This window comes from Pseudomonas sp. TE36184 (genome assembly GCF_054060055.1).
Map to the genome: position 1 here is coordinate 2,863,753 of NZ_JBSSCU010000001.1, position 13,096 is coordinate 2,876,848.

A 13,096-nucleotide genomic window follows, 5' to 3' on the forward strand; every position below is an offset into this window, starting at 1 on the left:
CAGAGAGTGATCCATGCCGCCATCGACCCCCATCACTGCCGCCCCGATTGCCCGCAAGGCCCCAGGCCAGGACCCTTACGCCTGGCTGCAAGTGCGTGACAGCGCAGAAGTGATGGATTACCTGAAAGCCGAAAACGCCTGGCAGGAAGCCCAACTCGCCGGGCAACAGGCGCTGCGTGAAACCCTGTTCGAAGAGATCAAGGGCCGTATCCTCGAAACCGACCTGTCGCTGCCCTCCCCCTGGGGCCCGTACCTGTATTACACACGCACCACCGCCGGCGACGAATACGCCCGCCACTACCGCTGCCGCCGCCCGGCCGACGACAGCAACCAGGTGGATGACAGCAGCGAGGAGCTGTTGCTCGACCCCAACGTGCTGGCCAACGGCGGCTTTTTCTCCCTCGGTGCGTTCAGCATCAGCCCCGACCATCAGCGCCTGGCCTACAGCCTCGATACCAATGGCGAAGAGATCTACACCCTGTACGTGAAGGAATTGGCCACCGACAAAGTCAGCGAACTGGCGTTCGATAACTGCGACGGCAGCATGACCTGGGCCAATGACAGCCTGACCCTGTTTTTCGGCGAACTGGACGACACCCATCGTCCGCACAAACTCTACCGCTATCGCCTGGACGGCACCGCCGCGCAGGAAGTGTTCCACGAGACCGACGGGCGTTTCTTCCTGCACTGCTACCGCTCCAGCTCCGAGCGCCAGTTGCTGGTGGCCCTGGGCAGCAAGACCACCAGTGAAATCTGGGCGCTGGACGCCGACCAGCCGCACCTGGACTTCACCTGCCTGGCGCCACGGGTCGAAGACCACGAGTACGACGTCGACCACGGCCAGCTCGACGGCGCGTGGACCTGGTTCATCCGCAGCAACCGCGACGGCATCAACTACGCCCTGTTCGTCGCCGCCGACACCGGCCGCGTGCCGACCCAGGCCGACTGGAAAAACCTGATCCCCCACAGCGATGAGGTGATGCTCGACGGCGTGAGCCTGAATGCCGGCGCCATGACCTTGAGCCTGCGCATCGGCGGCCTGCCGGTCATCGAAGTGCATCCCCAGGGTCTACCGACCTATCGTGTGGAATTGCCTGACGCTGCCTACAGCCTCTACGTACAAAACAGCCTGGAATTCCCCAGCGACAAGATCCGCCTGCGCTACGAAGCCCTGAACCGTCCGGCCCAGGTGCGCCAGCTGGAACTGGCCAGCGGCGCGCAACAGGTGCTCAAGGAAACCCCGGTACTCGGCGTCTTCAACGCCGACGATTACGTCAGCCAGCGTTTGTGGGCAACCTCCGCCGATGGCACCCAGGTGCCGATCAGCCTGGTGGTCAAGCGCGACCAGCTTGGCAAACCGACGCCGCTGTACCTCTACGGCTATGGCGCCTACGGCCAGAGCCTCGATCCGTGGTTCTCCCACGCGCGCCTGAGCCTGCTGGACCGTGGCGTCGCGTTTGCCATTGCGCATGTGCGCGGCGGCGGCGAGCTGGGCGAAGCCTGGTATCGCAATGGCAAACAAGAACACAAGCAGAACACGTTCAGCGACTTTATCGCCTGTGCCGAACACCTGATCGCACAGGGTTTGACCTGCGCCAAACAGCTGGTGATCAGCGGCGGCAGTGCCGGTGGCCTGTTGATCGGCGCGGTGCTCAACCAGCGTCCGGAGCTGTTCCAGGCGGCGATTGCCGAAGTGCCGTTCGTCGACGTGCTCAACACCATGCTCGACCCGGACCTGCCGCTGACCGTCACCGAGTACGACGAGTGGGGCAACCCGCAGGAGCCCGAGGTCTATGCGCGCATCAAGGCGTATGCGCCGTATGAGAACGTGCGCGCCCAGGCCTACCCGGCCCTGCTGGTGATCGCCGGCTACAACGACAGCCGCGTGCAGTACTGGGAAGCGGCCAAGTGGGTGGCCAAGCTGCGCGACACCAAGACGGACGACAACCTGCTGCTGCTCAAGACCGAACTGGGGGCCGGCCATGGCGGCATGAGCGGGCGTTACCAGGGATTACGTGACGTAGCGCTCGAATATGCATTTGTGTTCAAGGCGCTGGGGCTGGTTTAGCGGTCCTGTCTGAACGCTGGAGCGCTCGACGCGGTTAACCGCCGGGCGTCTTCGGCTTGCTGTCGTTCGGCGGCACGCCGGGGACCGTCTGGTCCTTCGGTGGCGCAGGTAACACAATAGGCACCAGCGGCGGCGAGCCGTTCGTCTTGGGCACCGCCGGCGGGGTGACTTGCGGATACAGCGTCGGGGTGGGGGTGCCCGGCGCGCCTGGGGTTGGCGCCGGCGCAACCGGTACGGTTTGCAACTCCTGAGCCTGCGCCACACCCAATGTGAGCGCGCCCAACACAATGACCGTTAGAATGCTGCACTTCATCGATGGCTCCATGGCCTGACCGGAATGTCGTAAGGCTACTCCCAACCGCGCAAGAATGCCCTTCCCAATGAGATCTCCATGAAACGTTTCGTTCTGCTGGACACCACCCCGATCCCCGACAACGGCGGTGCCTTGTGCCTGTTCGAATACGGCGAGGACTTTGTCATCAAGATCCAGGGCGGCGACGGCGGCCAGTTGATGAACACGCGCATGCACGGCTCCGAAGACGCGCTGGCAGAAATCCCTTGTCGCAAAGTCGCCGGCCGCCCCGGTTCGCGGGTATTGATCGGCGGGCTGGGCATGGGTTTCACCCTCGCGTCGGCCCTCAAGCACCTGGGCAAGACCGCCGAAGTGGTGGTGGCAGAACTGGTGCCCGGTGTCGTGGAATGGAACCGTGGCCCTTTGGGCGAAAAGGCCGGGCGCCCGCTGCTTGACCCGCGCACCGCGGTCCGCATGGAAGACGTGGCCAAGGTGCTGCAAGCCGAGCCCCAGGGCTTTGATGCGATCATGCTCGACGTGGACAACGGCCCCGAAGGCCTTACGCAAAAAGCCAACAGTTGGCTCTACTCCGCCGGTGGCCTGGCCGCCTGCGCCAAGGCCCTGCGCCCCAAGGGCGTACTTGCGGTGTGGTCGGCCAGCGCCGACAAGCTGTTCAGCGACAAGCTGCGCAAGGCCGGTTTCAAGGCCGAGGAAGTGCAAGTGTTCGCCCATGGCAACAAGGGCACGCGGCACACCATCTGGATTGCGGAAAAGCTCAAGGGCTAATTGCGCCGCGATTGGCTAGAATCAACCCTATCCGTGACCCACCCGAAGACAGGAGCCATGATGAGCTCGACCAACCCGCCCTCCCACACCGCCAAGCTCGACCGCATCCTCGCCGATGCCCAGCGCGACCGGGAAATGGGCTACCGCGACAAAGCCCTGAAAATGTACCCCCACGTGTGCGGCCGCTGCGCCCGTGAATTCGCCGGCAAGCGCCTGAGCGAACTGACCGTACACCACCGCAACCACAACCATGACGACAATCCCCAGGATGGGTCCAACTGGGAGTTGCTGTGCCTGTACTGCCACGACAACGAGCACTCGCGCTACACCGACCAGCAGTACTTCGGCGAAGGCTCCACCAGCAGCCCGACGATCGCCAAGGCCACGCACAACCCGTTCGCGGCGTTGGCAGGGTTGATGAAGAAAGACGACTGAAGTTGCGCGCGGGCTGCCCCGCCCTCTTCGCGGGCAAGCCCGCTCCTACCCTTGACCGCATTCCAGAGCATGGACACGGACCAATGTGGGAGCGGGCTTGCTCGCGAAGGCGGCAGCGCCAGCGACGCAGCGCTCGATAGCGACCACAGCCCGACCAATCCCCGTATAATCGCCGCTTTTCTCCAAGGCACCCTTCCCCGTGGGCAATAAACGCTACAGCTGCATCGGTCTGTATAACCCCAAATCCCCCGAAAACGTCGGTTCGGTGATGCGCGCCGCCGGTTGCTACGGCGTGGCCTCGGTGTTCTACACCGGCAAACGCTACGAGCGCGCCCGGGATTTCATCACCGACACCAAGAAGGTCCACCACGACATTCCGCTGATCGGCATCGATGACCTGAGAAAAATCCTGCCGCTGGGCTGCATCCCGGTCGCCGTCGAACTGGTGGACGGCGCCCGCCCGCTGCCCGAATACACCCACCCCGACCGCGCGCTGTACATCTTCGGCCCCGAAGATGGCTCCCTCGACAAAGAGATTCGCGACTGGTGTGAAGACGTGGTGTACATCCCGACCACCGGCTGCATGAACCTCGCCGCCACCGTCAACGTGGTGCTCTACGACCGCCTGGCCAAGGGCAATAACACCCGCTCGGGGCCCAAATACTGAGTTGCCGGGAACATCCGGCGCCTGCACACAGTCAGTTGCGTATCACTAGCCCTTGTTGGAGACCGATCATGAGCGACAGCAAAACCCTGCGACCTGTCATTGAATCCACCCCACGCCAGGCCCGCCCCACGCAGAACATACACGGTTGGGAGCGCATCGGCTCGGTGGCCGGCGGCGTGATCATGGTCGGCAAAGGCCTGCGCCGTGGCGGGATTTTCGGGCTGCTCCAGGTGGCGATTGGCGGCGTGGCGCTGACGCGTGGGTTTACCGGGCACAGTTCGCTCAAGGACAAGCTGGAACAAGGTCGCCAGGAAATGAACAGCCTGCGCACGAAAATCGAGCGGGCCGGTGACGAGTTGAAGAACCTGAAGACCAAGGCGCAAACGGGGGCCGAAAAGGCCACAAAAACCACCGGCTGAGCCAAGTCTTCTGTCTGTTGCTGATCCAGATGTGGGAGGCGGCTTGCTCCCACCTTTATTCTGGGTCAGCGCAACAGCTTGGAGTCCAGCACCACCGACGACTCGCCGATAATGCTCTGGGCCAGTCGCACAAACTCTGGGGTGCTGACGCTGTTCGCCCGCATCACCACTTGCGCAAGATCATCCAGCGAGCGCTTGTTGTGGGTTTTCACGCGGATCTCGCGATCCAGCTCCTGCATCACCACCACTGCCCGCGCCACGATTGCGCCGCTGACGTGCTCGCCACGCAGGCTGGTGACGTCCTTGCCTTCGCGGGTCAACCGCGCCTGTATCGCCGCATAGCGCTCATCGGTGATCCCGCCGCCACGGCGCAGCAGTTCGATCGCGTAATACTCCGCCAGGCCTTCGCTGATCCAGTCGCTGGCATCATGGTCACTGAAGCGGCCGATGGCATGCACCACTTCGCGGATCAACGGGCTGCTGCCGTTTTCACTGACCAGCGGCGTGCGGCTGTTGAGGTAGACCGAGTCGCGCGCCGAGAAGGCGCCACGGCGCATCGGGTCGCTGGCGCCGACAATCAATAGCTTGGCGGGGTGACGCGGGAACGCGGCTTCCACCTGCGGCCAGACGAAAGTCAGCAACGTCAGCACGTCCATACGGCGCATGGCCTGGCCCTTGGGCGAGGCCACGGTGACGTCGGTTTCGCCCAGGCGCACACGGCGGCTGCCGAGGTTACCGGCGAGCATCCAGCCGGTGGGGCGGTCGAACAGGCGCGAGACGTTGTTGATCCGGAAGGTGTGCTTGCCGATACGCGGCCAGGCGGTTTCGACGCTTTTCCAGCCCGTCGGCAGCTCGAACACCAGGCGCGAGACCAGCTCGACGCCGTCCTGCTGGTCGAGGTGCGCGGTCGGCACCAGGTCTTCCCCGCGAAACAGCGCCCAACCCGGCGTCATGCGCGTTTCATAGATACCCGGCTTGCGCGCATGGCTGAGGCGTACACGGTAGGTCAGGCTGGCCTTGTCGGCGCTGGGTTGCCAAAGGCCGCGATGGCCACTGACTTTCCATTGGCCATCGGCCTTGAAATCGCTGTAGTCACCGTCGCGCCCCAACTCGAAATCCAGGCTGCGCACCGCCGAACCCTGGGACAGACTCACGCGCACCTCAGCCTGATCGCTCTGGGGCAGCAGTTTGACGTGATAGTCCAAGTCGACTTTCTTCGCGCACCACGCCGGTGTGCTCAGCGCCAGCAACACCAGGCTTGCCGCCAGCCGGGTCAGCCCCTTCATACTCGCTCCTTGTTCAGCCAGCGCGGAAGATCAGGTAATCCTCCCAGTCTTCTTCGGGCACGCTGCCTTCGCGGAGCATGCGTCCGGACTGGGAAATGCGTTCGTGATGCACGGCGTCACGGTCGCCGCAGACCAGGTGATGCCACAGCGGCAAGTCCTTGCGCTCGCTGACCAGGCGGTAACCGCAGGTGGGCGGCAACCACTTGAACTGGTCGGCCTGGCCCGGGGTGAGCTGGATGCAGTCGGGCACCGACGCGCGGCGGTTGGGGTAATCGGTGCACTGGCAGGTTTTCAGGTCGAGCAGTTTGCAGGCGATGCGCGTGTAATAGACGCTGTTGTCGTCTTCATCCTCGAGCTTTTGCAGGCAGCACAGGCCACAGCCGTCGCACAACGACTCCCACTCCTCCTGATCGAGGTGTTCAAGGGTTTTGCGTATCCAGAAAGGTTCGACTTTGGCGGCCATGGCTCTACATCGGTATCGGTGGGTGAAAAGGCCGCCAGTCTAGTGCCCAAGGCCACTGGGGCCAAGCGCTTACGACTGGCGGTGTTGCAAGACTTGTCAGTCTAGCGGGAGCGCAGTAGCTTTGAGCGCCGAATTGACGATCAGGAACTGCCCATGAGCACCAACCCCCGCGCTGCCGATTACCCGATCAACCCCCAGTTCACTGAGCGCTGGTCGCCCCGCGCCTTTACCGGCGAGAGCATCCCGCAGGAAACCCTGCTGAGTTTTTTCGAAGCCGCGCGCTGGGCGCCATCGGCCTACAACTCGCAGCCCTGGCGTTTTCTCTATGCGCGCCGTGACACGCCGGACTGGGAGCGTTTCCTCGGCCTGTTGAACGAATTCAACCGCAACTGGGCGCAGCATGCGTCGGCCCTGGTGATCATCGCCTCGAAAACCGACTTCATCGCCCCCGGCGCCAGCGAAGAAACCCCGGCGCTGTGGCACACCTTCGACACCGGTTCGGCCTGGGGCTACCTCGCGCTGCAGGCCAGCCTCAGCGGCTGGCACAGCCATGGCATGGCCGGCTTCGATCAGGCGCTGACGCGCAAAGAGCTGAAGATTCCCGAGGGTTATGCGCTGCATGCGGCGGTCGCGATTGGCAAGCTGGGCGACAAGTCGAGCTTGCCCGAGTACCTGCAAGGCCGTGAGACCCCAAGCCCGCGCAAGCCGTTGAGCGAGCTGGTTTCGCAAGGCGATTTCAGTCTCTAGGACTGACGTGGGAGCTGGCTCGCCAGCCCCCACCTGTGGTTCGACGCGGTGTCAGTAGCCGCGCTCGAAATCCACTTCACCGCGCAACACTTGCTTGGCCTGGTAGGCGCGCACGTTTTCCAGAAACAGTTGCACCATCATCGACGGCGAGGTCGGCGCCGAGCTGTGCCCGGTCAGCAGCAAGCCCCAGGCGGTCCAGAACGGGTGGCGCTGCGGCAACGGTTCCTGGCGGCACACGTCGATCACCGCGCCAGCCAGGTGCCCTTCTTTCAACGCTTCGACCAGATCCGCATCAACCACCGCAACGCCGCGGCCGACGTTGATAAACAACCCGCTCGGCTTGAATTGCTTGAACAGCGCCGCGTCGTACAGGTCGTGGGTGTTCGGCGTGTTGGGCAACAGGTTGATCACGTAGTCCGCTTCGCCCACCAGCCGGCCGAGTTGATCGAGCGCGGCCACTTCGACAAACGGCGCCTGCTCGCGCGCCTGGCTGGCGATGCCGTACAGCTTGACGCCAAACGGCACGAGGAACTGCGCCACGCGCTGGCCGATATCACCGCAGCCGACGATCAGCACCGTGCGCCCCGCCAGGCTCTGGCCCATGCGGTTGTCCCACTTGCGCTCGACCTGGCTGACCAGGCGCGCCAAGACTTCGCGTTCATGGCCGAGCATGTAGGTGAGGATAAATTCCGCCATGACCTGGCCAAAAATCCCCACCGCACGGGTCAAGCGATAGTCGCGGGGCAGGCCGTCGGCCAGCAGCGGCGTGATGCCGGCCCAGGTCGATTGCAGCCACTGCGGCTGGTGCCCCTGGCGCAACAGGGTGGCGAGCAGGTCCGGCTGGCCGAGCCACACCGGGCAATCGGCCGCCAGGCGCGAGAGTTCGGCCGAGTCGCCGCTGGTCAACACCTCGAGGTCCGGGGCCGCTTCGCTCAGCAACCGGGCGTAGAGCGGGTGATCCTGTTCAGCAATCAGAACACGCATGGTTCAAACCTTTCAAAAACAATGCGGACGGCCGCCCGCATCCTTACGGCCACCATCCATTAATACGATTCCATGGAAAAGAATGCGCCCCGGGCAGGGCACGCCGCGATCACATCGGGTCGTTGCGGCGCAGCAGCTCTTCGGGCAAGTGTTCGATGTACTCGTCCTCGGCCGGTGGCATTTGCAGGTGGTAGCCCTGCTTTTCGAGGTTTTCCAGGACCACTGCGATGTCCTCGCGCGACAGCTTGCGCTCGGGCGTCAGCACCATGTCGAAGGCGTGATGGGCCTTGCCGAAGGCTTCCATCAAGGGTTCCGGCACGCGCTCCAGGGCATCGCTTTTCAGCACGTAGAGATACATTTCGTTGCGTTTCAAGCTGCGATAGATGGAGCAAATACGTTTCAAGGCTGTTCTCCGGCAGTGGCCAGGCTGTCGAGCAGCGCCTGGCCCATCAACTCGCGGCGCCAGCCACGCAGCGAGTCTGGCAATTGGTAAGGCCCGTCGGGGTAGCCACTTTTGACCAGGGCTTCGAGGGTTTTCTTGCGCAGCATCAGTTCCGGCGCCATCTCCAGGCGTTCGGCTTGCGCCTGGCCCAAGGCGCGCAGGTGCTTGATCAGCGCAGCGGCATCCACCGGCAGCGGTTCAGCCACGGCGGGCGGCCATTGGTCCATGGACACGCTGCCGGCGCGCTTGATCAGGTCCAGCAGAAACTGGCCATCCTGACGCACGGTGCGCGGGTGCATGTCTTCGATTTTGCCCAGGGCGGCGAGGTTATCCGGCTGGGATTTGGCCAGGGGCCACAGCGAGTGTTCACGAATGATGCGATTGCGCGGCAGGTCACGGGCACGCGCTTGCTGCTCGCGCCAGGCGCACAGTTCACGCAGCACGGCGAGTTGGGCACGGGACAGTTTCCACGCCAGCTTGGCCTCGCGGTACACCTCGTAAGGGTCGACTTCGCGGCGCAGGTTGGCCACCAGTTCGGCACCGTCTTCCAGGACCCAGGCGTATTTGTCGTCCGACAGCCGCGGGCGCAGGCGAATGAAGACCTCGGCCAAGTGGACCGCATCTTCGGCGGCGTAGCTCACCTGGGTCTCGGACAACGGGCGCTGCAGCCAGTCCGAACGGGTTTCGCCCTTGGGCAAGTCGATATCGAGCACGGCTTGCACCAGGCGCGAATAGCCCATGGAGAAGCCGAGGTTCAGGTAAGCCGCGGCCAGTTGGGTGTCGAACAACGGCACCGGCAGGCTGCCAGTCAGGCGCAGCAACACTTCCAGGTCTTCACTGCAGGCGTGGACCACTTTGATCACGGCCGGGTTTTCCAGCAACGCCGCCAGCGGTTGCCAGTTGTCGATGGTCAGGGGGTCGATCAGGTAAGCGCGAACGCCATCACCGATCTGGATCAGCCCGGCAATGGGATAAAAGGTGTCGACCCGCATGAATTCGGTGTCGAGGGCGACGAATGGCAACTGCTGCCATTCGGCGCAATGCTGGCCGAGGCTATCGTTGTCGCAGATCCAGTGAATATCGATGGCCACACGGCTCTCCCTTGAAGAATGGCGCGCAGTATATATCGCGGAAGGGACTTGCGAGCATCCGCAGTGCACACGCAATCATGAAAACTCCGACAGCGTGTAAAGAATAGTCCGACAGATTGGAGTTATCCCATCTTACGTAGAACGTAGACACGCCATACGCTGGAGCCAGGAATGAACTCCTGGTGATTCAGGACCTGGAACCCCGCCTGGCAGAACTCCCCCTCCACTGGCGTCCGGGAGGCGACCGACACGATCACGGTGTCGCGGCTGACCCGATGAAACTCCTGCAGCAGCGCTTGGCGCCCTTCGCGGCTGGGCACGTGGCGAAACAATTCCAGACAGAAAATGCAATCTACCGCGTTCGCCGACAAGCCGATGGAAAATGCCGAGCCCTGAAAGGTCTTGACCCGCTTGAGCAGCGCCGCCGGGTGATGGGTGCGGGCGTGGTCGAGCATGTCCTGGGAGTTATCCGAGGCGAGGATGACCCGGTTGACGTGTTCGGCCAACACCGGCCAGAACCGCCCCGAACCGCAGGCCAGGTCGAGGATCAGACCGGGCTCGCCGGCCACCTTGAGGGCATTGCGCACCAGCCGCCCGTCACGCCACGCCGCCAGACGCTGACGCAGCCCAGGCGGGCGCGTATCGCCGCAGACCCTGGCGTGCTCACGGTCACAGCGTTCGGCGTATTCAATCTCGATGGACGAAAGTGGTGGTGACAACATCACGGGCTCATGTGAGTGGAACGGTAGTGAATGACCTTGATTCGCAGCTTAACCAGTGCAACGTGAAAAAAAGGTCGAAAAAACCACCACCGTCAATCCGTTCACGCCGAGTGCAGATACCAGCGCCAGTCCTGCTCGCCCACCTCGCCCATGAACTGCCGATATTCAGCCCGTTTCACCGCCAGGTACACGCCGAGAAACTCACTGCCGAACGCCTCCCGTGCCCAGCTGGAGTCTTCCAGGGCGCGCAGGGTGGTGAGCCAATCGGTGGGCAGCAACGCGTTGGCCTGGGCGTAGCCGTTGCCTTCCACCGGAGCGCCGGGGTCAAGTCGTTCGCGGATGCCGCGGTGGATACCGGCGAGGATCGCCGCCGCCGCCAGATAAGGGTTGGCGTCGGCGCCGCAGAGGCGGTGTTCGATGTGCCGCGACGGCGCCGGACCACCCGGCACACGCAGGCTGACAGTGCGGTTGTCGACGCCCCAGGTAGCGGCCAGCGGCGCATAGCTGTTGGTCTGGAAGCGGCGATAGGAGTTGGCGTTGGGGCAGAACATCAGCAGCGAATCGAGCAAGGTGCTGAGCATGCCGCCCACCGCCTGGCGCAGCAGCGGCGTACCGTCGGCGGCCTCGCTGGCGAACAGGTTATGGCCCTCGGCGTCCGCCAGGCTGACATGCATGTGCATACCGGTGCCGGCCAGGTCGTCGAACGGTTTGGCCATGAAGCACGCCGTCATCCCGTGCTTGTGCGCCACGCCTTTGACCAGGCGTTTGTAGCGCACCGCTTCGTCCATCGCTTGCAGGGCATCGGTGCGGTGTTCGAGGGTGATTTCGACCTGGCCCGGCGCGTATTCGGAAATCGCCGTGCGCGCCGGGATGCCTTGCAGTTTGCAGGCGCTGTAAAGGTCGGCGAGAAACGGTTCGATCTGCTCCAGCTCGCGCAGGCCATAGACCTGGGTCGCACGCGGGCGGCCGCCGTCCATGTCGCGCGCTGGTTGCGGGCGGCCGTTGTGGTCGGGTTTCTGGTCGAGCAGGTAGAACTCCAGTTCCGCCGCCATCACCGGGTAATAACCATCGGCCTTGAGCCCGTCGATCACCCTGGCCAGCACGTGCCGGGGGTCGGCCACGGTGGCGGGCAAGCCTTCGGTGGGGTGCATGCTGACTTGCACCGCCGCCGTCGGAATCAGCCGCCATGGCATGCGCTGCAAACTGCCGCTGATCGGGTAGGCGCGACAGTCGATATCGCCCACCTCCCACACCAGCCCGGAGTTTTCCACGTCATCGCCATGGATGGTCAGGCCAAGGATGGTGCTGGGCAGCGGGCGGCCGCTTTCATACACCGCCAGCAGTTCGTCGCGATGCAGCAACTTGCCGCGCGGCACGCCATTGTTGTCGAGGATAAACAGCTCGAACATCTCGATGTCCGGGTTCTGCTCAAGGAAAGAGCGGGCTTCGTGCAGGCTGGCAAAAACACTCATGGCAATTCTCATACGTTAGCGTCAGGCAGGCGCACAGGCGCCGCCGGGCGGATGCGCGCAGGTGCGCGTCATCCATCGGGTAGATCAACGTAGGAGAGAGGTATCTGGTGGGCGCGCATGTCGACAGTGGAACAGGGCCCAGAAAGCCAGCGCGGAGGGCAACGCCTCGACATCCGCCGGACCGCTCGGCGCGACGACGCCAGGCAGTGTCTCGGGGTAAGTGTCGGGGTAACCGTCCATGGGCGAATCACCGTGAGGGAGATGCCCGGCAGCGTCACACGCCGGGTCAGGGGCGTCAATTCAGGGTTGACGGAGTTTGGTTGCACGTTGGCTAAACATTCGCCGTCCTTGCCACCCCGCCATCTTGCTGGAAATAATGGCCGCCCGATCATGCCCAAGGACTCGACCGCATGAAAGCTCCTTTAGCCCTGTGTGTATTGGTGAGTCTGGCGACACCCGCCTTCGCGGACACGCCCCCCTCGCGCCTGGACAACGTGCTCGACAGCGGCACGCTCACCGTCTGCACCACCGGCGACTACAAGCCCTACACCTTCCTGCGTGCCGATGGCCGCTACGAAGGCATCGATATCGCCATGGCCGAGTCCCTGGCCAAGAGCCTCAACGCCAAGATCGCCTGGGTGCCCACCACCTGGAAAAGCCTGATGCCGGACTTCCTCGCGCACCGCTGCGACATCGCCGTGGGCGGTATTTCGGTGTCGCTGGAACGCCAGGAAAAGGCGTTCTTCAGCCAGTCCCTCGGCGTCGACGGCAAGATCCCGCTGGTGCGCTGCGCCGATGTGCAGCGTTACCAGAGCGTCGAGCAGATCAACCAGCCGCAGGTGCGGGTGATCGAACCGGCGGGTGGCACCAACGAAGTGTTCGCCCGGGCGCACCTGGGCCAGGCGCAACTGCGCCTGCACGACAACGTAACCATCTTCGACGAACTGCTGGCGGGCAAGGCCGATGTGATGATCACCGACGCCAGCGAGGCGCGCTTCCAGCAGAAACTCAAGCCGGGGCTGTGCGCGGTCAACCCGCAGCGGCAGATGCAATACAGCGAGAAAGCCTTCCTGCTGCCCCGCGACGATGTGGCCTGGAAAAGTTACGTCGACCAGTGGTTGCACCTGAGCGTGGCCACCGGGGTGTACGACGGCATCGTCAATCAATGGCTGGCGGCGCCCTGAGCCGCAGCCGTCTAAGCTGTGCTCACATCCATAAGAAC

15 protein-coding genes are annotated in these 13,096 nt (G+C 63.8%); 7 read left to right on the forward strand and 8 right to left on the reverse strand.

Annotated features, from left to right (window positions below; genetic code table 11):
* Positions 1-13: 13 nt before the first annotated feature.
* Complete coding sequence (locus ACVWZP_RS12705; RefSeq protein WP_079443070.1) at positions 14-2,068, forward strand: S9 family peptidase; 2,055 nt, start codon at positions 14-16, stop codon at positions 2,066-2,068.
* Positions 2,069-2,102: 34 nt separating this feature from the next.
* Here ACVWZP_RS12705 and ACVWZP_RS12710 read toward each other — a convergent pair whose 3' ends face one another.
* A complete protein-coding gene (locus ACVWZP_RS12710; protein ID WP_017848752.1) occupies positions 2,103-2,381 on the reverse strand; it encodes a hypothetical protein in 279 nt (92 codons plus the stop codon).
* Positions 2,382-2,459: 78 nt separating this feature from the next.
* Here ACVWZP_RS12710 and ACVWZP_RS12715 point away from each other — a divergent pair, with 78 nt between their 5' ends.
* From ACVWZP_RS12715 to ACVWZP_RS12730, 4 genes are all read left to right on the forward strand, one after another.
* Positions 2,460-3,146, forward strand: coding sequence for a spermidine synthase (locus tag ACVWZP_RS12715; RefSeq protein WP_457369826.1), 687 nt, complete (start codon positions 2,460-2,462; stop codon positions 3,144-3,146).
* Between the two features lie 60 nt (positions 3,147-3,206).
* Positions 3,207-3,581, forward strand: a complete 375-nt coding sequence (locus ACVWZP_RS12720; protein ID WP_003210675.1) for a YajD family HNH nuclease — start codon at positions 3,207-3,209, stop codon at positions 3,579-3,581.
* 199 nt (positions 3,582-3,780) lie between these two features.
* Entirely contained in the window at positions 3,781-4,248 is a 468-nt protein-coding gene (locus ACVWZP_RS12725; RefSeq protein WP_017848750.1) for an RNA methyltransferase, read from the forward strand.
* A gap of 68 nt (positions 4,249-4,316) precedes the next feature.
* Complete coding sequence (locus ACVWZP_RS12730; RefSeq protein ID WP_457369827.1) at positions 4,317-4,667, forward strand: YgaP family membrane protein; 351 nt, start codon at positions 4,317-4,319, stop codon at positions 4,665-4,667.
* 65 nt (positions 4,668-4,732) lie between these two features.
* Here ACVWZP_RS12730 and ACVWZP_RS12735 read toward each other — a convergent pair whose 3' ends face one another.
* Both ACVWZP_RS12735 and ACVWZP_RS12740 read right to left on the reverse strand, forming a co-directional pair.
* Positions 4,733-5,953 (reverse strand): hypothetical protein, encoded by a 1,221-nt coding sequence (locus ACVWZP_RS12735; protein WP_301555903.1) that lies wholly within the window; start codon positions 5,951-5,953, stop codon positions 4,733-4,735.
* Positions 5,954-5,966: 13 nt separating this feature from the next.
* Entirely contained in the window at positions 5,967-6,416 is a 450-nt protein-coding gene (locus ACVWZP_RS12740) for a YcgN family cysteine cluster protein (RefSeq protein WP_017848747.1), read from the reverse strand.
* Positions 6,417-6,569: 153 nt separating this feature from the next.
* On the opposite strand from ACVWZP_RS12740, the gene ACVWZP_RS12745 reads away from it, so the two are divergent.
* Complete coding sequence (locus tag ACVWZP_RS12745) at positions 6,570-7,163, forward strand: nitroreductase family protein (protein ID WP_017848746.1); 594 nt, start codon at positions 6,570-6,572, stop codon at positions 7,161-7,163.
* Between the two features lie 51 nt (positions 7,164-7,214).
* On the opposite strand, the gene ACVWZP_RS12750 is transcribed toward ACVWZP_RS12745, so the two are convergent.
* The 5 genes from ACVWZP_RS12750 to ACVWZP_RS12770 all read right to left on the reverse strand — a co-directional run bounded on the left by ACVWZP_RS12750 (position 7,215) and on the right by ACVWZP_RS12770 (position 11,874).
* The gene (locus tag ACVWZP_RS12750) at positions 7,215-8,147 is read right to left on the reverse strand and encodes a D-2-hydroxyacid dehydrogenase (protein ID WP_017848745.1); all 933 of its coding nucleotides are present in this window, start codon (positions 8,145-8,147) and stop codon (positions 7,215-7,217) included.
* Between the two features lie 109 nt (positions 8,148-8,256).
* The gene (locus ACVWZP_RS12755; protein ID WP_017848744.1) at positions 8,257-8,550 is read right to left on the reverse strand and encodes a YcgL domain-containing protein; all 294 of its coding nucleotides are present in this window, start codon (positions 8,548-8,550) and stop codon (positions 8,257-8,259) included.
* Complete coding sequence (gene rnd / locus ACVWZP_RS12760; RefSeq protein WP_046384335.1) at positions 8,547-9,680, reverse strand: ribonuclease D; 1,134 nt, start codon at positions 9,678-9,680, stop codon at positions 8,547-8,549. Before rnd ends, ACVWZP_RS12755 begins: the two co-directional genes overlap by 4 nt.
* A 122-nt stretch (positions 9,681-9,802) precedes the next feature.
* The gene (locus ACVWZP_RS12765; RefSeq protein WP_126588990.1) at positions 9,803-10,402 is read right to left on the reverse strand and encodes a class I SAM-dependent methyltransferase; all 600 of its coding nucleotides are present in this window, start codon (positions 10,400-10,402) and stop codon (positions 9,803-9,805) included.
* Between the two features lie 101 nt (positions 10,403-10,503).
* Complete coding sequence (locus ACVWZP_RS12770) at positions 10,504-11,874, reverse strand: glutamine synthetase family protein (RefSeq protein ID WP_046384337.1); 1,371 nt, start codon at positions 11,872-11,874, stop codon at positions 10,504-10,506.
* Positions 11,875-12,284: 410 nt separating this feature from the next.
* Between ACVWZP_RS12770 and ACVWZP_RS12775 the strand changes: the two genes are divergently transcribed.
* Positions 12,285-13,058 carry a transporter substrate-binding domain-containing protein gene (locus ACVWZP_RS12775; protein ID WP_457369828.1) on the forward strand — a complete coding sequence of 258 codons (774 nt, stop codon included), beginning with the start codon at positions 12,285-12,287 and terminating at the stop codon, positions 13,056-13,058.
* The last annotated feature ends 38 nt before the right edge of the window (positions 13,059-13,096 follow it).

Coding starts and splice junctions, on each gene's coding strand:
- ACVWZP_RS12730 (WP_457369827.1), top strand. CDS start 4,317: ATGAGCGACAGCAAAACCCTGCGACCTGTCATTGAATCCACCCCACGC.
- ACVWZP_RS12705 (WP_079443070.1), top strand. CDS start 14: ATGCCGCCATCGACCCCCATCACTGCCGCCCCGATTGCCCGCAAGGCC.
- ACVWZP_RS12750 (WP_017848745.1), bottom strand. CDS start 8,147: ATGCGTGTTCTGATTGCTGAACAGGATCACCCGCTCTACGCCCGGTTG.
- ACVWZP_RS12735 (WP_301555903.1), bottom strand. CDS start 5,953: ATGAAGGGGCTGACCCGGCTGGCGGCAAGCCTGGTGTTGCTGGCGCTG.
- ACVWZP_RS12715 (WP_457369826.1), top strand. CDS start 2,460: ATGAAACGTTTCGTTCTGCTGGACACCACCCCGATCCCCGACAACGGC.
- ACVWZP_RS12765 (WP_126588990.1), bottom strand. CDS start 10,402: ATGTTGTCACCACCACTTTCGTCCATCGAGATTGAATACGCCGAACGC.
- ACVWZP_RS12745 (WP_017848746.1), top strand. CDS start 6,570: ATGAGCACCAACCCCCGCGCTGCCGATTACCCGATCAACCCCCAGTTC.
- ACVWZP_RS12770 (WP_046384337.1), bottom strand. CDS start 11,874: ATGAGTGTTTTTGCCAGCCTGCACGAAGCCCGCTCTTTCCTTGAGCAG.
- ACVWZP_RS12720 (WP_003210675.1), top strand. CDS start 3,207: ATGAGCTCGACCAACCCGCCCTCCCACACCGCCAAGCTCGACCGCATC.
- ACVWZP_RS12775 (WP_457369828.1), top strand. CDS start 12,285: ATGAAAGCTCCTTTAGCCCTGTGTGTATTGGTGAGTCTGGCGACACCC.
- ACVWZP_RS12710 (WP_017848752.1), bottom strand. CDS start 2,381: ATGAAGTGCAGCATTCTAACGGTCATTGTGTTGGGCGCGCTCACATTG.
- ACVWZP_RS12740 (WP_017848747.1), bottom strand. CDS start 6,416: ATGGCCGCCAAAGTCGAACCTTTCTGGATACGCAAAACCCTTGAACAC.